This window comes from Mucilaginibacter sp. PAMB04274 (assembly GCF_039634385.2).
GTDB lineage: Bacteria > Bacteroidota > Bacteroidia > Sphingobacteriales > Sphingobacteriaceae > Mucilaginibacter.
The window spans coordinates 1,508,654-1,531,149 of record NZ_CP155081.2; the positions used below are offsets into that span (position 1 = coordinate 1,508,654).

The following is a 22,496-nucleotide window of genomic DNA, read 5'->3' on the forward strand; positions in this document are numbered from 1 at the left end:
TAACAAAAGCTAAAGCAAATGTAACTAACGCCAACTAAAACGCCAGAAGCTTTATTGTTAAACGAATTTTATTGTACTGTTAGGTAAGTGGGGATATTTTATTAGGTAAAATGTGTTTTTGACAAAATTTTATTAAAAATATTTGTAGTTTTTTACATTTTTGTTGCTAAATTTAGAAAAACTAAATAAAATATTCACTTAATGATTAAAAACTAACCCAAAAAGACAAAAAAGCATGGAAAATTCGTTTAAAAGGTATCTCCCTTTCATTGTATTACTCGCAATAGCGGTCGTTTCTATTTTTATTCCCGCTATTCCTGACTTTACTGACGTTACCAAATATAACGGCGCCGACATTGCCTGGGTAATTGTGGCTTCAGCACTAGTTTTCCTGATGACACCAGGTCTTGCCTTTTTCTACGGCGGTATGGTGACACGGAAAAACGTATTGTCGACCATGATTAAAAGTGTGGTAGCGGCCGGAGTAGTAACTGTTTTATGGATCGTAGTAGGTTATAGCCTGTGCTTTGGCGATTCTATTGGCGGTTTCATTGGTGATCCGCGTACCCACCTTTTCTTCAAAGGTGTGAACTCGAGCGGTCCATGGAATTTGGCTCCTACCATTCCACGTTCTTTATTTGCCGTTTTCCAGTTAATGTTTGCCATTATCACTCCCGGCCTGGTAGTGGGTGCTATTGCCGAACGTATACGTTTTACTTCCTACATTTTATTTACTGTTCTGTTCAGCTTACTGGTTTATGCGCCTTTAGCACACTGGAGCTGGCATCCAAAAGGCTTTTTAGCGGTAATGGGTGTGTGGGATTTTGCCGGTGGTACTGTAGTGCACATTTCAGCCGGTTGTGCTGCTTTGGCTGGTGCTATTGTTTTAAAACGCCGCAAAGCTCATATTGAAGGTTTATCAATTCCGCCCGCCAACATTCCATATGTGTTAATTGGTACCGGTTTGTTGTGGTTCGGTTGGTTTGGGTTTAATGCAGGCTCTGCGCTGGGTGCAAACGCTTTAGCTGTTTCTGCTTTCCTTACTACTAATACTGCTGCTGGTGCTGCCGGTTTATCATGGATGTTTTTTGATGTACTGCGCGGTAAAAAACCATCGGTTTTAGGTTTTTGTATTGGTGCGGTAGTTGGTTTGGTTGCTATTACGCCGGGTGCAGGTTTTGTGGCAATTCCGCAAAGTATCTTTATCGGCTTTATTGCAGCAATTATATCAAACCTGGTTGCACACTGGAAAACTACTACCAGCCTTGATGATATGTTAGATGTATTCCCTTGCCACGGTGTGGGAGGTATAGTAGGTATGATCCTTACCGGTGTTTTTGCTACCAAAACTGTGAATGCAGCAGGCCCTAACGGTGCATTGTATGGCGACGTGGGTTTCCTGATTACCCAACTGAAAGGCCTTGCGGTAGTAATACCATTTAGCTTTATCGTATCATTCCTGATTTTTAAACTGGTTAACCTAATTGAGCCGCTTCGCGTAACTACCGAAGAAGAAGAGCTTGGTTTGGATGCCAGCCAGCACGACGAGCGTTACACTTCACAACGCCTTACCGTGTAAATATTAATAAAAGCGCTGCATTTTATACCAATGCAGCGCTTTTATTATCTGCTTCATTAACTGAAAATTTGCCGTGCTTAATTGCCCGCGTTATTTCAACAAAAATAGCTGGTTAGCCATTGGTATGTCTATTGCAAAGGCATTCGGTAAACGTATAATTAATTCAACATCAAACCCTTAATTAAATTATCACACATGAAAAAGAAATTTTTACTTGCAGGTGCACTATTGTTTGCCGCCTACGCTTCGCAGGCGCAAGACACAACCAAGGCCACCCCGGCAACGGCCGATCCGGGCTTAACTATCTTTGGCTCGGTTGATACTTATTACAAATATGATTTCGCCGGTAAAAAAAATGCAAACATTGCTACCAGCTTTGCCAATGAATCCAATTCTATTTCCATAGGAATGGTTGATTTAGGAGTAAAAAAGAAGTATAAAAAGGCCTTGTTTGTAGGCGAATTGTCGTTCGGTCCGCGCGGTCAGGGGCAATCAATACCCAATCAGGATTTAACAGGAGGTATTGTTGTTAATGATAATGGCGTACCTTACAATAATACCAATGTAATAGGTAGCCAAAGCTTCCACATCCAAAACTTGTATGTAGGTTATGATCTGACCGATAAATTGAACGTTACTGCAGGGTACATGGCTACTTTTGTAGGTTATGAGGTGATATCGCCGGTAGGCAATTTCAACTACTCAACTTCTTATTTATTTACTAACGGTCCATTTCAAAATGCTGGTGTAAAGCTTACTTATGCTTTTACCGATAAGGTAAGCCTGATGGCCGGCGTATTTAATGACAGCTGGAACAGTTACCAATCAAGCCGTGATGTATCAACTTTTGGTGCACAGCTAATGGTAAGCCCGGTTACCGGTTGGACAGCCTATGTAAATTTGTTGAGCGGCTATGCTTCGGGTACTGAAGTTGATTTAACAACCTCTTATCAAATAACCAGCAAGTTCAAATTGGGCTTAAATGCAGCAACCTTATCGTTGCCAGAAGATGGCGGAGGGTTTTCTGGTGCCGCACTGTATCCGCAATACTCGGTATCTGATGCCGTAACATTAGGTTTAAGAGGTGAGTTTTTTAAAAATAAGGCCAAAACAGGTGCCCCTTATTCCAATATTATCCCAGGTGATAACGTAAAGGCATTTACTTTAACGGCTAATGTGAAAGCCGGGCCGCTTACTTTTATTCCTGAAGTGCGTTTAGATAACGCCAAAAGTGATGCTTCTTTCTTTAAAAAGAGTGGTGCACCAAGTAAATCAGCCGGCCAATTTTTATTCGCAGCTGTGTACGCGTTTTAAGTAAAACAAAAAATTAAATTTGAGGGCTGCCGATGTTAATCCCGGTAGCCCTTTTTTATGATGAAACAGTTAATGTTATTATTTATAGCTTTATGTATAGGCCAGTTTAGCTATGCACAAAAAGGGCTGTTGTCGTTAAACGAGCATAACCAGTATACTTATTTCCAAGTAAAGCCGGTAAGCAAACCGGTTAGCGCGGAGTTGCTGGCAGCATATCTCAAAAAGAATGAGTCGGGCGTGCAGTCTGCCACTGTGGTTGATAACGGCGGCATGGCCGCTAAGGGCGGTATGCTGGTGTACAAACAGGGTTTAGTAACCGGGCAGGAAGATGGGCAAATTGCCTATAAGTTGACTGTTGATTTTAAAGATAACAAGTACCGGCTCATGATAACCGATTTTATGTTTACGCCATATCAGCGCAACCGTTTTGGCGTGTTTGCACCTACCGGCATTACTACCCCCCTTGAAAAAGCGCAGGGAAAAATAAGAGATAAACAGCTTAATAATTATTTAGATAAGTTGGGTGCTTATTGTGCTAAAGTGGACAAGCTTATTCAAAATTATATTAATAACCCCGAGCCGGCAAAAAGTAATCCGGCGGGTTTAAAGAAAATTGATACTCAGAATTGGTAGATAATTTCTTTGCCAACTATATTTGTGCTGATAATCAGCACGTATGGCTGTTTAAAAAAGCTAATGAATTAAACAATTCATTAGCTTTTTTCTTGTAAAAGTGCGTTTGAAATAGAAAGTTTGTTATAACATGTATCTGTAAATATTATTTTTATAATAATAAGATACGGTGAAATAAATAAGAGGTGTTTGATGTTATATTTAAAATATAATTTCAATCACTATGCTTAACTCAAAATTTGATTTGTACAAGACCGAGTGGCTCGACCTTGTATTCGCTGACCGGAACAAAAATTATGGCGCTTATGATTTAAGAGCCCATTACGGCGAAAATATGCTTAAGGCATTAGCCGTAACTGTGTTAGGGTTTACAGTCGCCGCGGTATCTTTAACAATCGCATTTAAGCATAAAAAAACTGCCGAAGTAACTATAGTTACAGAGGTTGGACCTACGAAATATATAGAGCCACCCAAGGTAGATGAACCTATTGAAGCTAAAATAAGACCTAAATCTCAAGCTCAGGGGCCTAAAACAGAAGTAACATCACCGAAAATAGACGTAGCCAGCCGTCGATATGTTGAACCGGTAGTAACAAATAATCCGGTAACTACAGAACCAACTCCAATTGATGAGAGGGTTATTTCGAACGTAAATAATGAGGGCAAGAATAACCAGCCGGTTTTAAATACCACAACCCAGGTTGGCCCGGGAAACGGCCCCATCACCGATCCAAGAGGTAGTGGAGAGGGCGACACAAACGATCCCGTAACCCTTGATGGTTTAGACGTTATGCCTGAGCCGTATGGTGGTGCAGCTGCGTGGAGCAGGTTTTTGCAAAAGAACATACGCTACCCTGATACCGAGGTGCAAGGCCGTGTGGTGATCAGTTTTATTATTGAGAAGGATGGTCGTTTAACCGATCTGCAAGTTATAAAAGGTGTAGTATCTGAGCTTGACCGCGAGGCCATGCGAGTGCTTAAATTAGCACCAGCCTGGAAACCCGGCATGCAAAACGGTAAACCTGTACGTGTGAAATATACTATTCCAATCGTATTCCAAATGCAGGAGTAAGGCCAGCCAGCTACCTCCCTGCTAAATGTGAGTAGAGCGCCATTATTAAATATGGCGCTTTTTTTTATGCTTAAAATTGAGTTTTATACCTTACCAATAGTGGGCAGGTACTTGCTTGTAGTAAATACCGCAGGCGTGTAAGCTTACACCGGGGCTCGTGAGTAAACACCCTAGTTTTAAAAGGAATAGCTGCGAAATTAACATTCATATTTATATGTAATCGTTTGCTGTACTTAGCTAAGTTATTTGCTGCAAAACATTATTTTTGCAGGCTATGAGTATTTCAAAGACCTATCAGTTTAATGAAGTTGAAGATAAATGGTACAGCTACTGGCTCGAACATAAGTTTTTTAAATCGGTGCCCGATGAGCGTGAACCATACACTATAGTTATTCCTCCACCTAACGTTACCGGTGTGCTGCATATGGGGCACATGCTTAACAATACCATTCAGGACGTATTGATACGCCGGGCCCGCATGAAAGGCAAAAATGCTTGTTGGGTACCCGGTACCGACCATGCCAGTATAGCAACCGAAGCTAAGGTTGTTGCTATGCTCAAAGAACGCGGCATTGCTAAAACTGACCTCAGCCGCGAAGAGTTCTTAAACTACGCATGGGAGTGGAAAGAGAAATACGGCGGTATTATTTTGGATCAGTTAAAAAAGCTGGGCGCTTCATGCGACTGGGACCGTACCCGCTTTACTATGGAGGATGATTTATCTGAAGCAGTTATTGATACCTTTATTCATCTTTATAAAAAAGGCTGGATTTACAGAGGGGTACGTATGATTAACTGGGACCCCAGAGGACTTACCGCAGTATCAGACGAGGAGGTGATCCGTAAGGAAGTAAATCAGAAACTTTACTACATACGTTATGAAATTGTGGGCGAGCAACTATCAGTTATCAATGAACTTGATCCGGCACAAACAACCGAGGGGCCTGCTAACTATATCACTATTGCCACCACCCGGCCCGAAACGATAATGGCCGATTCGGCGGTATGTATAAATCCCGAAGACGGGCGGTATACACATTTGCATGGTCAGAAAGTTAAAGTGCCGCTAATTAACCGCGAGATACCAGTAATACTGGACGAGTATGTAACCATGGATTTTGGTACAGGCTGTCTTAAAGTGACACCTGCACACGATTTAAATGACTATGAGCTGGGCCAAAAACACAATTTGCCGGTGATCGACATCTTAAATGATGACGGAACGTTGAATGACAGTGCCGAGATACTTATAGGCGAAGATCGTTTTGCAGCTCGCAAAAAGATAGCCGTGCTGTTAGAAGAGGCCGGCGCGTTGGATAAAGTTGAAGAATACAAATCGCAAGTAGGTTTCTCGGAGCGTACTGACGCTGTAATTGAGCCTAAACTATCTATGCAGTGGTTTTGCAAGATGGGCGAGATGGCCAAACCAGCGCTAGATTATGTATTAAATGGTGACGTAAAACTCATACCCGATAAGTTCATTAATACCTACCGGCACTGGATGGAGAACGTGCGCGACTGGAACATTAGCCGGCAGCTCTGGTGGGGACAACAAATACCCGCCTGGTACCTTCCTAATGGGCAGTTTGTAGTTGCTAAAACGGCTGCTGAGGCTTTAGAAGAAGCTAAGAAGCTGGATACACAAAACACACACTTAACTATAGCAGATCTGCGCCAGGATGAAGATGTGGTGGATACCTGGTTTTCATCATGGTTGTGGCCCATTTCTGTTTTCGATGGATTTAAGGACCCTGACAACGCAGATATTAATTATTACTATCCAACTAACGATCTGGTAACTGCACCTGAGATCCTGTTCTTCTGGGTGGCGCGTATGATTATGGCGGGGCATGAGTTTAAAGGTAAAGCGCCGTTTAAGAATGTGTACTTAACTGGTATAGTGCGCGATAAACTGGGCCGTAAAATGTCAAAATCGCTTGGTAATTCCCCCGATCCTATAGATTTGATCGGAAAATACGGTGCAGATGGTGTACGCGTGGGTATGCTGCTTTGCTCGCCCGCAGGTAACGACCTCATGTTTGATGAAAGCTATTGTGAGCAAGGCCGTAATTTTGCCAATAAGATATGGAATGCCTTCAGGTTGGTAAAAGGCTGGGAGGTAAGCCAGGAGTTAGAAAATCCTAACACGACGGCGATAAGCTGGTTTAAAAACCGTTTCAACGAAGCCTTGGGTGAAATTGAAGGCCTGTTTGATCAGTACCGTTTATCTGAAGCCATAATGGCCGTTTATAAACTCGTATGGGACGATTTTTGTGCCTGGTACCTTGAAATGGTTAAGCCGGTTTATCAGCAGCCCATTGATGCCGAGACTTTTAGAGTGACAATAGCTTACTTTGAAGATATACTGAAGTTATTGCATCCGTTTATGCCCTTTATTACCGAGGAGTTATGGCATGACGACCTATTTGGAAACCGTGCGGCTGGAGATTGCTGTATTGTTGCACAATTGCCTGTAGTTGAGCAAACAGATACACAACTGTTAACCCAATGCGAAAATATAAAACAGATAATTACTGAAATACGCAATACCCGCAACGCAAAAAAGCTGTCTCCTAAAGAAAGCCTCGAACTATTCATCAAGCAGAATTCAATGGTAAAGTATGAGGTTTTTCTGTCCATTATCACTAAGCTGGGTAATATTTCGAGCATCGGCTTCACAGATGATAAATTAGCTGGCGCTGTAAACTTTATGGTATCAACAGACGAGTTTTTTATACCGTTGAGCAATAATATAGATGCAGAAGAAGAGCGGGTACGCTTGCAAAAGGAAAAAGAGTATTTAATCGGCTTCCTGAAATCTGTTGATGCTAAACTATCTAACGAAAAATTCGTTAATAACGCAAAGCCCGAAATTATAGAGAATGAGCGCAAGAAAAAGGCCGATGCACAAGCCAAGCTGCAGATAATTGAAGATAATTTGAATTTTTTGGCAAACTAATTGCACCACAGGGGTAATACCAAATAAACAACTTTAATTATTGCCCAACCTAATACTTATTATTAACCCTAATTGATAAGTACAAACTGTAATAAAAATGAGTAACGAAGCAGGTTTCTTTAACCTCTCTATAAAGAATATTGTGTTTGCCGGGCAGTCAATGCTTACGCAAGCGCGTATTCGCTTGTTGTATTATGGTATGTTTCTGGTTTTTGTATCTGTAAGTGCTGTATTAATAAATGTGCTCTTTTTGCATCAAAGCGCATTAGTAGTAATTGCCGCAAGCGTATTGGTTATAGCTGCCGTGTTATTTAAATACTTAACGTGGAAAGCTGACTGGAAAGCCGTTGCTCATATTCTGCTGGTGATAGGTACAATTATCAACCTTTCGGACGCATTTTTGATTTTTCAAAAAGTTGATATATTAACAGTGCAATTAGTACTGCTCATTATCATATTTGCTTTCTATATGCTTGGGCAAAATTGGGGCTTGTTATACTCATTAGCCAATTTGTTGCCTGTTCTGTTATTTATGGTTTATAGCTATAATAACATATACATCATCGACATGAAGCCTGAGGTGTTAGAGCAATCCACCATTATCATTTGCGTTATAGCGAATTTTACTTTGATGGTGTTCATACACAATCACTTCTACAATGCATTTTTGAAGAATATCTGGCAACTTAAACGTACCAGCGAAGACCAGGCTCGCCTCAATGTGAATTTGGAAACAGCTATCGAAAAGGCCGAGAAATCGTCGCATGCCAAGTCAGAGTTTTTGTCTACCATGTCTCATGAAATACGCACACCATTAAACGCGGTGATTGGGATGAGCAACCTGTTATTAATGGGTAACCCACGGCCCGATCAGTTGGAAAATTTGGAAATACTCAAATTTTCGGCCAACAACTTGCTGGCTATTGTAAACGATGTGCTCGACTTTAATAAGATCGAATCAGGGAAGGTTGTGTTTGAAAACATTCGGTTCAACCTTATGGAGTTGATGCACAATATTTGCGGCGGCCAGATCATCAAGGCAAACGAAAAAGGCCTGATATTTAAGCTAAAGATAGATGATGCACTGCGTAACCGCATTGTAATTGGTGATCCTACCCGTATTACACAGATTATTTTTAACCTGGTAAGCAACGCCATTAAGTTTACCCGCCAGGGCTTTGTTGAAGTAAAGGTAAATTGTGTAGAAGACAGGCATAATCAGGTCCTGATTCGGTTCTCTGTTAGGGATTCGGGCATAGGCATTGAGCGCGATAACTTAAAGGCGATATTCGAACCGTTTACGCAAGAATCCATTACCACTACGCGAAAATATGGTGGTACCGGTTTAGGTTTAGCCATAGTTAAACGTTTACTGGAGTTAAAGGGTGTGCAAATGGAAGTCAACAGTAAGCCCGGGCAGGGATCGGAGTTTGCTTTTAATCTTGATTTGCCTGTAGCAACAGAAAGACTAGAAGAGCCTGCTGCAAAAGTTAGTAGCAGTGATGACAGTGATAGTCAAATAAACCACCTTAATATACTGGTAGCAGAGGATAACATGGTTAATACCATGCTTATGAAGAAATTTTTCTCGAAGTGGCAAGTAAAGGCGTCGTTTGCCGAAAATGGTGAGCGTGCAATAGAAATGATGCAGTATGGCAACTTTGATATTGTACTGATGGATTTGCAGATGCCGGTATTAAACGGGTTTGATGCTGCTATGGAGATACGTAAACTGCCCGATTCGCAAAAGGCAAGTATACCTATCATTGCGTTAACTGCATCGGCGTTAACTGATATACGCGAAAAAGTGTTTAGTTCAGGTATGAACGATTATGTTTCGAAACCTTTTAAACCTGAAGAGCTAAAGCAGAAGATTATTACGTTAGTGAACCGTAAGGCCATGTTTAATCAACCGTCGGCTTAAAATAACCCGTAGGCGGGCAGTTCTTCTAAAAAACGGTAGTTTTTCTTGTCAAAGTTAATGGCACAATAATAGTGCTGCAAGCCATTGGTAACTGCCAGCAGCTTTATGCGGTGAGTTATGTTATAACGGGCAACCTGGTCAAATACTTTTTGATCTATGACCACGCCCGGCGCTTTGCATTCAACCATTAATACTTTTTCTCCCGCCGGATTAAATACAACGATGTCGGATCGTTTGGCCATACCATGTACTTTGAGCCCTCCCTCAAGCTTAATAAGTGTTTTGGGATAGCTTTTTTGCTGAATAAGGTACTGCACAAAGTGTTGCCGTACCCATTCCTCGGGGGTTAAAACCAGTTGCTTTTTACGTATATCGTCAAATATATAGAGTTGGCCGCTTTGCTCTGTTAACTTAAAAGGGTAGGGTGGCAAAGCCAAAGGCTGCAACAAATCCATGCGGCTAAATTCCGTATTAAATCTGCCAAATCCTAATCGGTATTCGTAAATTTGCCCTTATACAATGACCGCTAACGACATTATAAAAGATATAAAAAACCGCCGTTTTAAGCCGCTTTACCTGCTGCACGGAGAGGAGCCGTACTTTATTGATTTGATTGGCAATTATATAGAAGACAATGTGCTGTCTGATGCGGAAAAAGGCTTTAATCAAACCGTTTTGTACGGAAAGGATACCGATATAATGACGGTGCTTAACGCAGCTAAGCGTTACCCAATGATGGCTGAATACCAGGTTATCCTTATAAAAGAAGCACAAGATATGAAGTGGGGCAAGGAAGATGCCGATAAGAAAGGCATAAACCCAGTGCTGAGCTACTTCGAAAATCCACTTAACAGTACTGTACTGGTATTTTGTTACAAGTACGGAAAGTTTGACAAGCGCAAAAAGGCTTACAAAGCCATTGAGAAGAACGGTTTGGTATTTGAGTCGACATCTTTGTATGATAATAAGATACCGGCCTGGATTGAGAGCTATGCCACCGAAAAAAAGTATCGAATTAGCGCCCAGGCGGCTGCCATGCTTTGTGAGTATTTGGGTAATGATCTTTCTAAGATAGCTAACGAGCTGGATAAGCTAATGCTCAACATTGCGGCAGGGCAGGAGATTGGATTAAAGGATGTTCAGGATAATATTGGTATAAGCAAGGAATACAATGTATTTGAGCTGCAATCGGCGCTTATTAAAAGAGATGTGCTAAAAGCCAATCAGATTATAAATTATTTTGAAGCTAACCCCAAGGCAAACCCTATTGTGCTTATACTAGGTAATCTTAATAATTTTTTCAGTAAGGTACTACTGTACCATTACGTGAAAGATAAAACACCACAAAACGTTGCACGCGAGTTGGGCGTAAACCCATATTTTATCAAGGATTATGAAATGGCAGCCCGCAGCTTCGACTATTATCGTTCTACCCAAATTATAGGCTGGCTACGCGAGTATGATCTTAAAAGCAAAGGCCTAAACTCTTCTGCATCGCACGGCGAGCTCTTAAAAGAATTAGTATTTAAGGTACTGCATTAAAGAGAACCAAGAGCTAAGGAATAATAACATGGTTTTAGTTTCTTAACTCTTGGTTTTATACGTTATTCGCCTGTATTGTCTGGTTGGTAATCTTCATCAAAGTCCAGTTCATCTTCGTTAAACTGCTTTACCTCTCCCGATGCCAGTGCTACCTCAACAGGATCGCCATCTTTTAACTGGTTTATATTTACAGTGCCTTTTTCATCGGTAGCCGTAATTACCACCTCGTCTCCGTATTCAAATAATCCGTTTTTCATATTATAGTTATTGAGCTTTTTGTTTAAACTGTCTAAAGAAATGAATGTTTTGCGGCATATTTTAATTTTGAGTAAAGTTCCTTTTAACTTAAATAACAGTTATAATAATATCACCTCTTTAATTTACGCTTTAGAGTTTTTAGTTGTACTTTCGGATGGCATCATCCCAACGTTACATACATGAATTTTCATTTGCTGCTGGATGCAGAAGGGCGAATAGCCTTTTTTAATAATTCATTTCAGGCCTGGTCAGGTTATCATCTTTCTGAATTACAGCAAAAGCCCATACAAAATTACTTACTACCTACCTACGCGCAGTTAGTTAACAACTTTTTGAGTGAGCCTTATTTTCAGGATAGCCTTAACCTGCCGCGTATAGCTTTTTTTTGCAAAGATGCAGTTAAATGGGCCGGCATGGTACTTACTTGCCTGCCGCAACAAGGCAACAACAGCCACACCATAATGATTAGCCTGAGTGATGTGACCAAGCAGGCGCAGCAGGAAATGGATGAAGTTAAACAAACACATGCTTCCTTTTTCGAAGGGCATCCATTTGGTGTGTTAAGGTTAAATAACGATGGCGAGGTTACAAATATTAACCCGCAGCTTTACGCCGATGCAGGTTACAACCTGGCTGTATTGCAACAAACCGCGTTTGTGAATTTTGTGCTTACCAAATACCGTCAGCGGGTGTTACGAGAATACGTTAATACAACCAAGTTCGGTAAAGGGTCAACGTTTGATATTCAGATTTTGACAGCCCAACAACAACCACTGGATGTAAACTTAACCATGATACCTGTTATTTATCATGGCAAAACTATCGAAACTTATTTAGTAGTAAAAAATATTGCCGAACGAATAGCGCTGCAGCAAAATCTTAAAAAACTATCACTTGTGGCCGATAAAGCTACCAATGGGGTGGCGGTGTTGGACAAGAATTTTGAGATAGAGCTTATTAATGATGGGTTTACGCAAATGAGCGGTTACACCCGCATGGATGCCATAGGCAAGGGTTTGGGAGAATTGCTTAAAATGGACGAAACCGACACAGAGGTAGCTAAAGTAGCCCGGCAAAAAATGGCGAACGGCCTGCCATTGGAAGGCGAAGTGCTCTGTTATAAAAAAGATGGAACCAGTTATTGGAACTTGCTTAGACTTGCGCCCGTTTTGAATGAGGAAGGTGAGATGGAAATGTGTATTACTATACATTCTGACATCACTGAAAAACGCAAAACAGAAATGGAACTCCGTTTACTGGCCGATGATTTGTATCGGCAAAATAAGGAACTGCACCAGTTCGCATACATTGTATCGCATAACCTTCGTTCGCCTGTAGCCAATATCGTTGGACTAATTAATTTGATGGAGTTATTTAAAGACGACAGCGAAACGTTAAATCAGACGCTCAAGGAATTATCTAAATCGGCCAGCAATCTCGACACCGTAATTAAAGACTTAAGTTATATACTTACCGTAAATAATGCAAGCAAAGAGCTGTTGAAAGAACCCGTAAACTTACAGGATACCCTGCAACAGGTATTGATAGATTTACAGCCCCAAATTTTAATGACTGATGCAGATGTGAAAATACCGGTTAAACCAGTGGTAATGCGCACCAACCGCGCTTACCTTCACAGCATTTTTTATAACCTAATCAGTAACGCTATTAAGTATAAATCACACCAAACGCCTTACATTAAAATAGATTATTACCTTACGGATGAGCATACCGTAATTTATGTTGCCGATAACGGTAAAGGTATTGACTTGAATAAGCACGGCCATGAATTATTTAAGCCCTACAAACGATTTGATTTTAAGGTTGAAGGGAAAGGCCTGGGCTTGTTTTTAGTAAAAAGCCACATAGAGGCGCTGGGCGGGCACTTAACCGTTAAAAGCGAGGTAAAAAAAGGCTCAACTTTTTATATGAAGATACCTTTTGCTTAATCAAATACTTGCCGGCCACATTTAATGAAAAAAATTATTGTACTGGTGGCTTCCTTCAAAACAACATCTTAGTTCACGCTTGAAGCGCCTGTAATCTTAAAGCAATAGCCTGAAGTAAACCAATTTCCAGCTTGTTATTTTTGTCAGATAATTGTTCTGGGTTGATTAATGCTCTGTAACTTCCTTCTTCATCGGGCTCAAAAAATACTATTAAGCCATCCAAATCTACCGCTACCTTTTGGACATAGCCGTAATTGCGAAATTCAGCATCATACTTTAATACTTCTCCGTTATAAATCACTTCTAACAAAAAGCGTTCGTCCATAACCATTAAGTGAGCAATCAATAAATGTTTAATTTACAAGCATAGCCAAACAAAAGCAAGCTGACGTAAGTGTTAATGATGCAATATGCATTAAAACACCTGCTTGTCATAAAGCAGAAGGTAGAGCCAGATCAGCAAAAAAAACAGGGCTTGTGCTACCGGGGAGAGCCGCTGAAACAGGCGGTCGAAATAAGTTCCATCCAGCATGGGTATGCCGCTAAGTTCGGCATTCTTATGTAGTTCGTAATCTTTTCTAATATTGCTCATCCGCCTTATAGCCTTTACGATATCTAACAAGGTAAAGAGGCTTACCAATACGCCAACATACGGGAGCACAATACTTAACATTTGTGCCTTGGCATGCCAGTAGGTAGTTGGTGATGAAAATAGGGTAACTGCAGCATATACACCAAACATAAATGCCAGGCAGTTATTAAGCCAGATCAGCCTCATGCCTATGGAAATGTCATCATGCTCTATTTGAGACCTGCTGATAGCATAAAGTTGAGAGGGAGAATCTTTGTCAGATACCATATTCTTAAATACAAATGTTTAATGCTCTGGTTTGCAGATAATCATTAAAATCGGACAAATTAGTATGCGATGTTTTTTCGGTAATGCTTTTGCAAACCTTAAAGGCGGAAATCACATGCTTGTTATGATTATTTAATACTTAAAAAAGGCTATCCCTTAAGAGGGGTGAAGAACAGAGCTAACCTACAACCATTGTATATACGTTAGGATCATGCAACAAGATAGGTCCTTATTATTTCAAACAGTTTTACACCTTGCAAGCCTGTAAATGTCGTCCTGGTTCTGTTCGCCACTTACTATGTAGTGGAAGTAAATAAATAGCTTGTCTATGCCTTCACAATGATTAGGCCGGCTAGAAAGAACTCATAGTCTTCCTATGCCATGAATTAGTAGCGACCTTTTTCATTGTTGCATTTTTTTGCCTTATTTTGTAGCTACTGTCGTCGTTAGGCCTTCTGACGACAAAGCAAAACTGCTTAAACATTATCAGAATCAGGGATTTATGCGATATTTTTTAGTCAAATCGGAACCTTTCAAATACAGTTGGGAAAAGTTTAACCAGGATGGACGGACCTTTTGGGATGGGGTACGCAATTACCAGGCGCGTAATAACCTGAAAGCAATGCAGGAAGGCGATTTAGTACTGTTTTACCATAGTAATGAGGGTAAGGCGGTGGTAGGGATTGCCAAGGTGGTTAAAGAAGCTTATCAGGATCCAACTACGGATGATACTAACTGGGTAGTGGTAGATTTGTCGCCGGTTGAATCTTTGAAAAAACCTGTTACGCTCGAGCAGATCAAAGCTGATGATCAGTTAAAAGACATTTCGCTGGTTAGGCAAGGTCGTTTGTCGGTAATGGAACTTAAGGCCACAGAGTTTGACCGCATCATTGAAATGGGCAGTTAAATAATAACTGCAGTATCAATCTTTAAGTAAAGTTGTTTGTTCGTCTTAAACAGCATTATTAAAAAGACATCAATTTTCGATATCTACCATGAAATACAGATCATTTAAAGAAGAACAGGTGGCCGAAGTGGGCTTGGGCACATGGCAGTTAGGCAGTGCAGATTGGGGCAATGTTGACGAAGAGGCAGCCTTACAAATATTAAAAGCTTACACCGATGCAGGCGGTAACTTTATTGATACGGCCGATGTATACGGCATGGGCGTGAGCGAAACGGTTATTGGTAAATTTTTAAAAACGGTTGGCAAAAAAATTTACATTGCTACAAAGTTAGGTCGGCGTGGCGATGATGGCAATGGATGGCCGCAAAACTTTACTTACGACGCTATGAAGCGCCAGGCTGAAGATTCGCTACAGCACCTGGGGGTATCGCAATTGTTTTTAGAACAATTACACTGTATTCCTACTGAAGAAATGCGCTCGGGGAAGGTATTTGACCACTTGCGCAAATTGCAGCACGAAGGCTTAATTAAGCATTTCGGCGCCAGTGTGGAGACTTCGGAAGAAGCGCTTTTATGCTTGGAGCAAGAGGGATTGGCATCGCTGCAAATCATCTTCAATTTGTTTCGCCAGCATGTGGCCGACGAGGTATTTGCCAAAGCCAAAGAAAAAGGAGTGGCACTGATTGTGCGTGTGCCTCTGGCCAGCGGGCTCTTAAGCGGAAAGTTTACTCAAGAAACTAAGTTTGAAAGTAATGATCACCGTAATTTTAACGCAAATGGTGAGTCATTTAACGCAGGTGAGACGTTCTCTGGAATAGATTTTAAAGAAGGGGTTAACCTTTCGGACAAAATTAAAACACTGTTACCTGACGAACGGATGGCGCAGTGGGCTATCCGTTGGATTTTAGACCATCCTGAAGTAACTACAGTTATTCCAGGGGCTTCAAAAATTAGCCAGGTTGGCAGTAATGTAGAGGCATCAGATCTGGCTCCGTTATCTGCAGATGTGCATCAGCAATTAAGAAAATTGTACGATGAACAGATTTACGACAAAATAAGGGGACATTTTTAAGCAAAGCCTCATCTCAATATTAGGGCTGTTGTTTCGAACGTAAGTAAGAAGGGACAGCTTTATTTTTTAATAGATGAATTGCTTCTGAGATGATTAGTCAGGTTACTCGTGCTTAGCTGCCAAAAATAACGCTTTCAATTCGGTAGCATCATTGGGTTCCATACGGCCGCTTAATATAAGACGTAATTGACGACGGCGTAATGCGCCGTCATACATCAGTTGTTCCTGCTCGGTCTCTGGTTCAATTTCAGAAACAGCCACTGGCTTGCCCGCATCATCTAACGCTACAAAGGTATAATAAGCCTCATTGCTCTTAACTTTAGTACCCGACGGTATGTTCTGTGCCCACACATCCAGCCGCACTTCCATAGATTTGTTGAATGCACGCGTAACCTTGGCCTCAATAGTTACGGCATCGCCCAGTTTAATAGATTGCTGAAAGGAAACATTGTCAACAGATGCGGTAACCACCAGGCGGTTACTATGTTTTTGGGCCGACATGGCCGCTGCAATATCCATCCAGTACAGCAAGCGCCCCCCCATCAGGTTGTGCATCATATTGGTATCATTAGGTAATACCAGTTCATTCATTATAACTAAAGATTCCTGAGGCTTTTTGGCTTGCATAAGGCAAAGATAAAATTTTTTGTCAGAGCGCGAGCGACAGGTAAGGGGTGGAGAGCGGGTACGAGAAGCGGAAGAAATGGATGCGAGGTGGTGTATGTTTACCTTGAAAATTTTGACCTTTGCGTCTTATTGACGCACCTCGCCCTGCTCAGTCAGCGCTTAGTGTTCACTACTTTGTAGCCAATGAGTTCCTCCCAGCGCGAGCCGGGGGGGCGGTAATAAACCAGGAGCTGATAGTCATTCTCAGTTTCAAAATAGCTACCTTCTAATGGCTGGCTGTCGGGTTTTTTTGTATCGGGGTTTATCCATACGTACTGATAATCATATACCCCTTGCTTAAGCAGGGCATGGGCGGTATACTGGTTACGCGAGGCGTCAAACACCAGTTTACCTGCTTCTGTCAACCCAAAGTTGTTAAACTTGCCAGTAAGATAAATATCGCCTTTTGACGGTACGCTGCTAGCCGAGAGGTTAAAGAATACATATGCATAGTCTGCGTCGGTGCGGGCATCGCGGCCATCCTGGTTAATTACGTAAAAGCTGCCGTTAATATCATACTGAAACAAATAAGCGTTTTGATTCCGGCTTTCATCTCCGAGCAATAAAACGGTATTAGCCGTATCCTTAAATATGCGTGCAATGCGCTCAGAGTTTAATTTTAACGTGCGTGTATCAAAATGTCTAAACTCATTGCCACCTGCAAAATCGTTAATGTTATAGTCATTGTAAATTAGTTGATTGCCTCGGATAAACGTTGGTTTTGTATTGAGCTGCATAGTTTCGGGCCTGCCGTTTTGCATCACCACTACTTTAATATCATTATAAGGGTTTTGCACGTTAAGGCCGCCGTAGTTTACCTGAAAGTTAAGCTTCTGATTCCGCAGCCTTAAGGTCACGTTATTTGATGGCACCACCTCGGCACCAATACCTGTAGCCGAGCCGGTTACATAAATGCGGCGAGTAATAATGAGCTTACTTTGGTCGTTATCCTCATAAACTTTCAGAAGGTAATTGCCGGATAGTTTAGGACTGAGGTTCTGATTAGGCAATTTAACTTCATAATGAATATACTTTTGCACCGTACCGCTAGAGTAATTGTAATCCATAATGCGGTCTTCCATAAAGCCCTGCAGGTACTCAGCCGGCGACAGGCGCGAGGTGTTCCACTGCGCGTCACAATGTTCAATCGTATAATAGTAATTGCGGCTACGGCCTTCTAAATCATCAAAAGCCAGCGTTATTTGCTCGTTAGAGCGTAATTGTATGATAGGGAAGGAACCCGGCTTAGTAGCATTATAACATTCTACACTTTTGATGCTTGCACGATACGTGTGATCGGTATACTGCATGCCTGTTTGTGCCTGGGATGGTAGTATACCGAAGCTCAGAAAAAAAGCGCATGTTAAAAGAGCCGCAAAAAAAATGTCATTCCGAACGTTAGAGAACCACCTTTTTGAATTGCAAACTTTGCGTCCTGCAGCATTAAAAAGGTTTCTCGTTATCACTCGAAATGACATCTTACAGGTATAAGTAAGCCTTAAGCTTCCAGCTCCATAATCTGTTCGGCCAAAGATTCCCATTGCCCCTGTACCTGTTTAAGCTGGCTTTGCTTTTGCTGATAGGTGGCATTGGTTTCTTTTAGCTTAGCGGCGTTGTTAAAAACGCCATCTTCGGCTAATTTACTTTCCAGCTGTTTTACCTCTTTTTCCAAGTCGGCAATTTGCTGCTCCATGCGGGTTAAATCGCCGTTCAGCTTTTTTAACTGTTTATTTTTATCTTCTGTAGGCTGTTGTTTAACAGGCTCTTTCTTTTCTTCTTTTTTAGGCTGAGGAGCAGGTGTAGCTTTAGGCTCAAACTTTCGCTTGCTCATCCATTCCTCGTACTCCTGGTAAGTGCCCGGGTATTCTTTAATCTTATGATCTTCGATAAACCAAATCTTGTTGGCAATATTATCCAGAAAGTACCTATCGTGCGATACGGCTATAAACGTGCCCTCGTACTGTTGCAGGGCCTGTATAAGGATGTTTACCGATTGCATATCCAGGTGGTTGGTAGGCTCATCCAGTATCAGGAAGTTAGCATCGGCTGTAAGGGCCTTAGCCAGCGCAACCCGCGATTTTTCACCACCCGATAGTACCTTGATTTTCTTAAACACATCGTCGCCCGTAAATAGAAACGAACCTAAAATAGAGCGCAGCTCAGTGTCGGTATGCTTAGGGGCAAAGTTTTGCAGTTCCTGCAAAATTTCGCTTTCCAAATGCAGCGACTCCAGCTGGTGCTGGGCAAAAAAGGTTTGTGTTACGTTGTAACCAGTTTCACATTTGCCCGTAAATTCCTTGTCGGCACCTGCAATAATGCGTAACAAGGTAGATTTACCACGGCCGTTAGCACCAATCAATGCAATTTTATCGCCTTTTTCAATTATAGCATCGGCATTATCCAGTATAGTTAAATTAGGATAGCTCTTGTTTATGCCTTCTACAGTGATAACGTTACGGCCCGATTGCTTGCCAAATTTAAAGGTGAAGTTAACGGATGGATTATCATCATCCACATCATCAACCCGTTCCATTTTATCAAGCATTTTTATGCGCGACTGAGCCATTTTGGCTTTAGATGCCTTGGCTCGGAAACGCTCAATCAGGCGCTCTTCCTGTTTAATTTTAGCTTGCTGGTTTTTAAACTCGCCACGCTGAATTTCTTCACGCATGCCTTTCTCTTCCAGGTAAAAAGTATAATTGCCTGAGTAAACCGTGAGCTTACCTTTGCGCGATTCAACCGTACGGTTAATTACCTTGTCCAAAAACCATCTATCGTGCGATACTATTACAATAGCACCTTCAAAGTTTCTTAAGTAATCTTCCAGCCACACAATAGAGGGTAAGTCTAAGTGGTTGGTGGGCTCATCCAGCAACAAAATATCGGGTGCTTGTAAAAGTATTTTGGCCAGCATAACCCGCATGCGCCACCCACCCGAAAACGTGCTCAGTTTGCGTTCCTGATCTTCATCAGCAAAACCTAAACCGGCTAAAATTTCGTGTGCCTTATATTCAATGCTGTAACCGTCCAAAGCTTCAAACTCACTTTGTTTATCGCTCAGTTTGTGCAATAAATCTTCGCTGTAGTCGGTTTCCAGTTTTTTTAATAGCGCTTCAATTTCTGTATGTAGTTGATTTTGGCGTTCAAAAGCTTCCATCGCCACGTGCAAAATCGATTTGTCTGACGAATAAGAAAGCAAATCCTGGTTCAGATAGCCAATAGTTAAATCCTTGGCTTTTGATATAGTGCCCGATGTAGGTTTGTAGTCGCCTACAATAATTTTAAGTAAAGTAGTTTTACCGGTTCCGTTGGCCCCAATTAGGCCTATTTTTTCTCCGGGTTTAATATGCCAGTTAGCTTCATCATACAGGGCGCGGGCACCAATCTCGAACGTCAGGTTATTTATAGCAATCATTTACCTACAAATATACCATTTTGGGCCGAAAGGCTAAAGAGGAAAGGTTAAGGGGATTGTCAAAAATGCTTTAATTGCTTTAAATATTGTGTTTGGCATTGCCTTAAAAATGAATACGTTAGAATCATACTAATTCACCCTAAATAGAGTTACTATAACACCAACCCCTTATTTTTATGCAATTTACATTAGATCGACAAACGCTGGCCGATTTGGCAGTAGCCGGTTCAGGAACACAGCAATCCTTGACGAGCCTATTCAAGCCTGATACGTTGGGAGGACAGACAATGCTTATCCAGTTGTTTAATCATCCGTTGGCTGATATGGAATTGCTTTGGAATCGCTCGGCTGCAATAGCTTATTTGCATGTAAATGAATTTGAGATTAAGTTTGACAAGGATGAGCTGGACTTTATTGAACATTACCTTAGGCAGGGTCAAAGTCCGGATAGCGTATCAAAAGTTAGGGCTGTCAAAAATGATTTATTGAATAAGATTAGTCCTTCAAACCATTATTATGTGGTTAAAAGAGGGGTTGGGTTATTGGTGAAGTTGCTTAATTATATGGATAACTTTTTTCAAAGCATCCATTCACAACACAGGCCGTCATTATTTGTTGATTTTGCCCTTTGTACGAATGTACTCCTTGATGCAGGGGATGGCATTATTATCAGCGGTTTAAAAAACAAGCGCTACCTAAATGCAATGGATCTGGAGCGGTGTGATTATCTGTTCAGACGAAAAGCGCATCAACAGGTGAAAGCATTTTTAGATGTGGTTTATGAGGTAGATGTTTATAACGCAGTAGCCTGCACTGCTGTATCAAGAGGGTTTTCATACCCGGTAATTGTTGATCAAGATGGCCCTGTGTTAGAGTTAGAAGACTTGTTCCATCCGTTTGTTCAACGCCCGGTAACCAACAACATCAGTTTCGCCAAACACAACTTGTGTTTCGTAACGGGGGCAAATATGGCTGGTAAATCTACCCTGCTTAAATCAATCGGCGTTGCTGTTTTGCTGGCACATATTGGTTTTCCTGTACCTGCGTCGGCAATGAAGACTTCCTTGTTTAAAGGCTTGTTTACCACCATCAATCTCTCAGACAATATAAATTTAGGGCACAGCCATTTCTACGCTGAGGTTTTAAGAGTTAAAGAAATAGCTCAACATATTAACGACCTTGAAAGCATTGTAGTGATCTTTGATGAGCTTTTTAGAGGTACAAATGTAAAGGATGCTTATGATGCATCACTGGCAATCATTAAGGCGCTTGCCCAAGTTAAAAAATGTATATTTATTGTATCGACTCATATTATAGAAGTTGCCGAGCAATTGCAGGAAACCAATGGCGTTTTTTTTAAATGCTTTAGTACCAGCTTAAAAGGAAATAAAGCTTTCTACAACTATAAGCTGGGAGATGGTGTAAATACCGAAAGGCTGGGTATGAAAATTATCGAAGATGAAAATATACTGGCCATGCTACAGGCCAGCGCTTATAACATTGAGCATAGCTAACTATACTCAATGTTTGTACATTACTATCTGTATTACTTCACTGCTTTTAACCATGCATGGGCCATTAAGTTGGCGCCTGCAAGAGTAGGGTGTACGCCGTCGGCAGTCCAGTAGCTGCCTGGGGCTGTTTTTTGTGCTTCATCAAATACATCCTGGTAAGGGATGAAAGGCGCATCGTATTCGGCAGCAATTTCGCGTGCCGCCCGGCGATATTCATTAAATTTGGGATACCAGTTATCGTTTACAGATTTAACACCTTTAACCGCAAACGGTTCACCTATAATAAATTTCACATCAGGTAGCGCTTGTTTAGTACGGTCTAACAGCTTCCTGTAATCGGTACGGTAAGTATCAATCGTGCCCTGGTAGCCATTGGTTAGCGTATGCCAAAAATCGTTCACGCCAATCATTATGCTTAGTACATTGGGTTTAATCTGCAGGCAGTCGGCATCCCAGCGGTCGGCCAATTGAAAAACCTTATTCCCGCTGATCCCCTTGTTATATATCTTGAAATCCTTTCCGGGGTTCTTGAGCAGCAGATCGGCGCTGGCCAGGTACGGATAACCACTGCCCAGCATCCCGTTACTATTAGGCGATGTGTTAGTGCGGTTGCGACCAGAATCGGTAATACTATCACCTTGAAACAGGATGATATCATTAGCATTTAAGGTTAGCTTTTTAGCATTCTCATTTTTAACAGCAGCCGATACCATATCGGGTATAGCGATGGCAGCAAGAGTGGCTGTGGCAGCACTGCTTATAAAATTACGTCGGTTAAATTGGTTACTCATTATAATAAGTTGGTTTGCTAAAGTATATTCTTTGCATCAAAT

General features: G+C 41.5%; 19 protein-coding genes. 11 read left to right on the forward strand and 8 right to left on the reverse strand.

The features are described 5' to 3' along the window. Window positions 1-235: 235 nt before the first annotated feature. The 6 genes from ABDD95_RS06250 (at window position 236) to ABDD95_RS06275 (ending at window position 9,481) form a co-directional block, all read left to right on the forward strand. Window positions 236-1,579 (forward strand): ammonium transporter, encoded by a 1,344-nt coding sequence (locus tag ABDD95_RS06250; RefSeq protein WP_345951046.1) that lies wholly within the window; start codon window positions 236-238, stop codon window positions 1,577-1,579. 195 nt (window positions 1,580-1,774) lie between these two features. Further along, window positions 1,775-2,893, forward strand: a complete 1,119-nt coding sequence (locus ABDD95_RS06255; RefSeq protein WP_345951047.1) for a porin — start codon at window positions 1,775-1,777, stop codon at window positions 2,891-2,893. Window positions 2,894-2,950: 57 nt separating this feature from the next. Further along, the gene (locus tag ABDD95_RS06260; protein ID WP_345951048.1) at window positions 2,951-3,526 is read left to right on the forward strand and encodes a DUF4468 domain-containing protein; all 576 of its coding nucleotides are present in this window, start codon (window positions 2,951-2,953) and stop codon (window positions 3,524-3,526) included. A gap of 223 nt (window positions 3,527-3,749) precedes the next feature. Beyond that, the gene (locus ABDD95_RS06265) at window positions 3,750-4,598 is read left to right on the forward strand and encodes a TonB family protein (protein WP_345951049.1); all 849 of its coding nucleotides are present in this window, start codon (window positions 3,750-3,752) and stop codon (window positions 4,596-4,598) included. A 274-nt stretch (window positions 4,599-4,872) separates the two neighbouring features. Continuing rightward, window positions 4,873-7,557, forward strand: coding sequence for a valine--tRNA ligase (locus tag ABDD95_RS06270; RefSeq protein WP_345951050.1), 2,685 nt, complete (start codon window positions 4,873-4,875; stop codon window positions 7,555-7,557). A gap of 97 nt (window positions 7,558-7,654) precedes the next feature. Continuing rightward, window positions 7,655-9,481: an ATP-binding protein gene (locus ABDD95_RS06275; protein ID WP_345951051.1), complete on the forward strand. Its 1,827-nt coding sequence runs from the start codon at window positions 7,655-7,657 to the stop codon at window positions 9,479-9,481. Here ABDD95_RS06275 and ABDD95_RS06280 read toward each other — a convergent pair. Then, the gene (locus tag ABDD95_RS06280) at window positions 9,478-9,936 is read right to left on the reverse strand and encodes a type I restriction enzyme HsdR N-terminal domain-containing protein (protein ID WP_345951052.1); all 459 of its coding nucleotides are present in this window, start codon (window positions 9,934-9,936) and stop codon (window positions 9,478-9,480) included. The genes ABDD95_RS06275 and ABDD95_RS06280 overlap by 4 nt on opposite strands. 64 nt (window positions 9,937-10,000) lie before the next feature. Between ABDD95_RS06280 and holA the strand changes: the two genes are divergently transcribed. Then, a complete protein-coding gene (gene holA, locus ABDD95_RS06285) occupies window positions 10,001-11,023 on the forward strand; it encodes a DNA polymerase III subunit delta (protein ID WP_345951053.1) in 1,023 nt (340 codons plus the stop codon). A 62-nt stretch (window positions 11,024-11,085) separates the two neighbouring features. Here holA and ABDD95_RS06290 read toward each other — a convergent pair whose 3' ends face one another. Beyond that, window positions 11,086-11,280, reverse strand: coding sequence for a hypothetical protein (locus tag ABDD95_RS06290; RefSeq protein ID WP_345951054.1), 195 nt, complete (start codon window positions 11,278-11,280; stop codon window positions 11,086-11,088). A gap of 180 nt (window positions 11,281-11,460) precedes the next feature. Between ABDD95_RS06290 and ABDD95_RS06295 the strand changes: the two genes are divergently transcribed. Further along, window positions 11,461-13,230 carry a PAS domain-containing protein gene (locus ABDD95_RS06295; protein ID WP_345951055.1) on the forward strand — a complete coding sequence of 590 codons (1,770 nt, stop codon included), beginning with the start codon at window positions 11,461-11,463 and terminating at the stop codon, window positions 13,228-13,230. A 73-nt stretch (window positions 13,231-13,303) separates the two neighbouring features. Here the strand turns inward: ABDD95_RS06295 and ABDD95_RS06300 are convergent, their stop codons facing one another. Together ABDD95_RS06300 and ABDD95_RS06305 are read right to left on the reverse strand one after the other, a co-directional pair. After that, window positions 13,304-13,555 carry a hypothetical protein gene (locus ABDD95_RS06300; RefSeq protein WP_345951056.1) on the reverse strand — a complete coding sequence of 84 codons (252 nt, stop codon included), beginning with the start codon at window positions 13,553-13,555 and terminating at the stop codon, window positions 13,304-13,306. A gap of 90 nt (window positions 13,556-13,645) precedes the next feature. Beyond that, on the reverse strand, window positions 13,646-14,089 hold the full coding sequence (locus tag ABDD95_RS06305; RefSeq protein WP_345951057.1) for a hypothetical protein: 444 nt from the start codon (window positions 14,087-14,089) through the stop codon (window positions 13,646-13,648). 502 nt (window positions 14,090-14,591) lie between these two features. Here ABDD95_RS06305 and ABDD95_RS06310 point away from each other — a divergent pair. Together ABDD95_RS06310 and ABDD95_RS06315 are read left to right on the forward strand one after the other, a co-directional pair. Beyond that, on the forward strand, window positions 14,592-14,996 hold the full coding sequence (locus tag ABDD95_RS06310; RefSeq protein ID WP_345951058.1) for an EVE domain-containing protein: 405 nt from the start codon (window positions 14,592-14,594) through the stop codon (window positions 14,994-14,996). A gap of 88 nt (window positions 14,997-15,084) precedes the next feature. After that, entirely contained in the window at window positions 15,085-16,068 is a 984-nt protein-coding gene (locus ABDD95_RS06315; protein WP_345951059.1) for an aldo/keto reductase, read from the forward strand. Between the two features lie 102 nt (window positions 16,069-16,170). Here ABDD95_RS06315 and ABDD95_RS06320 read toward each other — a convergent pair whose 3' ends face one another. The 3 genes from ABDD95_RS06320 to ABDD95_RS06330 form a co-directional block, all read right to left on the reverse strand. Then, window positions 16,171-16,695: an acyl-CoA thioesterase gene (locus tag ABDD95_RS06320; RefSeq protein ID WP_345951060.1), complete on the reverse strand. Its 525-nt coding sequence runs from the start codon at window positions 16,693-16,695 to the stop codon at window positions 16,171-16,173. Between the two features lie 152 nt (window positions 16,696-16,847). Further along, window positions 16,848-18,044: a DUF5103 domain-containing protein gene (locus ABDD95_RS06325; protein WP_345951061.1), complete on the reverse strand. Its 1,197-nt coding sequence runs from the start codon at window positions 18,042-18,044 to the stop codon at window positions 16,848-16,850. 188 nt (window positions 18,045-18,232) lie between these two features. Beyond that, entirely contained in the window at window positions 18,233-20,149 is a 1,917-nt protein-coding gene (locus tag ABDD95_RS06330; protein WP_345951062.1) for an ABC-F family ATP-binding cassette domain-containing protein, read from the reverse strand. A 176-nt stretch (window positions 20,150-20,325) separates the two neighbouring features. Here ABDD95_RS06330 and ABDD95_RS06335 point away from each other — a divergent pair, with 176 nt between their 5' ends. After that, on the forward strand, window positions 20,326-21,663 hold the full coding sequence (locus ABDD95_RS06335) for a hypothetical protein (protein ID WP_345951063.1): 1,338 nt from the start codon (window positions 20,326-20,328) through the stop codon (window positions 21,661-21,663). Window positions 21,664-21,695: 32 nt separating this feature from the next. On the opposite strand, the gene ABDD95_RS06340 is transcribed toward ABDD95_RS06335, so the two are convergent. Further along, complete coding sequence (locus ABDD95_RS06340) at window positions 21,696-22,454, reverse strand: SGNH/GDSL hydrolase family protein (RefSeq protein WP_345951064.1); 759 nt, start codon at window positions 22,452-22,454, stop codon at window positions 21,696-21,698. Between the last annotated feature and the right edge of the window lie 42 nt (window positions 22,455-22,496).

Bases quoted from the DNA above. Each gene is read 5' to 3' on its own strand.
- ABDD95_RS06335 (WP_345951063.1), top strand. From the start codon at position 20,326: ATGCAATTTACATTAGATCGACAAACGCTGGCCGATTTGGCAGTAGCC.
- ABDD95_RS06320 (WP_345951060.1), bottom strand. From the start codon at position 16,695: ATGCAAGCCAAAAAGCCTCAGGAATCTTTAGTTATAATGAATGAACTG.
- holA (WP_345951053.1), top strand. From the start codon at position 10,001: ATGACCGCTAACGACATTATAAAAGATATAAAAAACCGCCGTTTTAAG.
- ABDD95_RS06280 (WP_345951052.1), bottom strand. From the start codon at position 9,936: ATGGATTTGTTGCAGCCTTTGGCTTTGCCACCCTACCCTTTTAAGTTA.
- ABDD95_RS06315 (WP_345951059.1), top strand. From the start codon at position 15,085: ATGAAATACAGATCATTTAAAGAAGAACAGGTGGCCGAAGTGGGCTTG.
- ABDD95_RS06295 (WP_345951055.1), top strand. From the start codon at position 11,461: ATGAATTTTCATTTGCTGCTGGATGCAGAAGGGCGAATAGCCTTTTTT.
- ABDD95_RS06255 (WP_345951047.1), top strand. From the start codon at position 1,775: ATGAAAAAGAAATTTTTACTTGCAGGTGCACTATTGTTTGCCGCCTAC.
- ABDD95_RS06340 (WP_345951064.1), bottom strand. From the start codon at position 22,454: ATGAGTAACCAATTTAACCGACGTAATTTTATAAGCAGTGCTGCCACA.
- ABDD95_RS06300 (WP_345951056.1), bottom strand. From the start codon at position 13,555: ATGGACGAACGCTTTTTGTTAGAAGTGATTTATAACGGAGAAGTATTA.
- ABDD95_RS06305 (WP_345951057.1), bottom strand. From the start codon at position 14,089: ATGGTATCTGACAAAGATTCTCCCTCTCAACTTTATGCTATCAGCAGG.
- ABDD95_RS06330 (WP_345951062.1), bottom strand. From the start codon at position 20,149: ATGATTGCTATAAATAACCTGACGTTCGAGATTGGTGCCCGCGCCCTG.
- ABDD95_RS06265 (WP_345951049.1), top strand. From the start codon at position 3,750: ATGCTTAACTCAAAATTTGATTTGTACAAGACCGAGTGGCTCGACCTT.
- ABDD95_RS06270 (WP_345951050.1), top strand. From the start codon at position 4,873: ATGAGTATTTCAAAGACCTATCAGTTTAATGAAGTTGAAGATAAATGG.
- ABDD95_RS06260 (WP_345951048.1), top strand. From the start codon at position 2,951: ATGATGAAACAGTTAATGTTATTATTTATAGCTTTATGTATAGGCCAG.
- ABDD95_RS06290 (WP_345951054.1), bottom strand. From the start codon at position 11,280: ATGAAAAACGGATTATTTGAATACGGAGACGAGGTGGTAATTACGGCT.
- ABDD95_RS06275 (WP_345951051.1), top strand. From the start codon at position 7,655: ATGAGTAACGAAGCAGGTTTCTTTAACCTCTCTATAAAGAATATTGTG.
- ABDD95_RS06325 (WP_345951061.1), bottom strand. From the start codon at position 18,044: ATGCAGTATACCGATCACACGTATCGTGCAAGCATCAAAAGTGTAGAA.
- ABDD95_RS06310 (WP_345951058.1), top strand. From the start codon at position 14,592: ATGCGATATTTTTTAGTCAAATCGGAACCTTTCAAATACAGTTGGGAA.
- ABDD95_RS06250 (WP_345951046.1), top strand. From the start codon at position 236: ATGGAAAATTCGTTTAAAAGGTATCTCCCTTTCATTGTATTACTCGCA.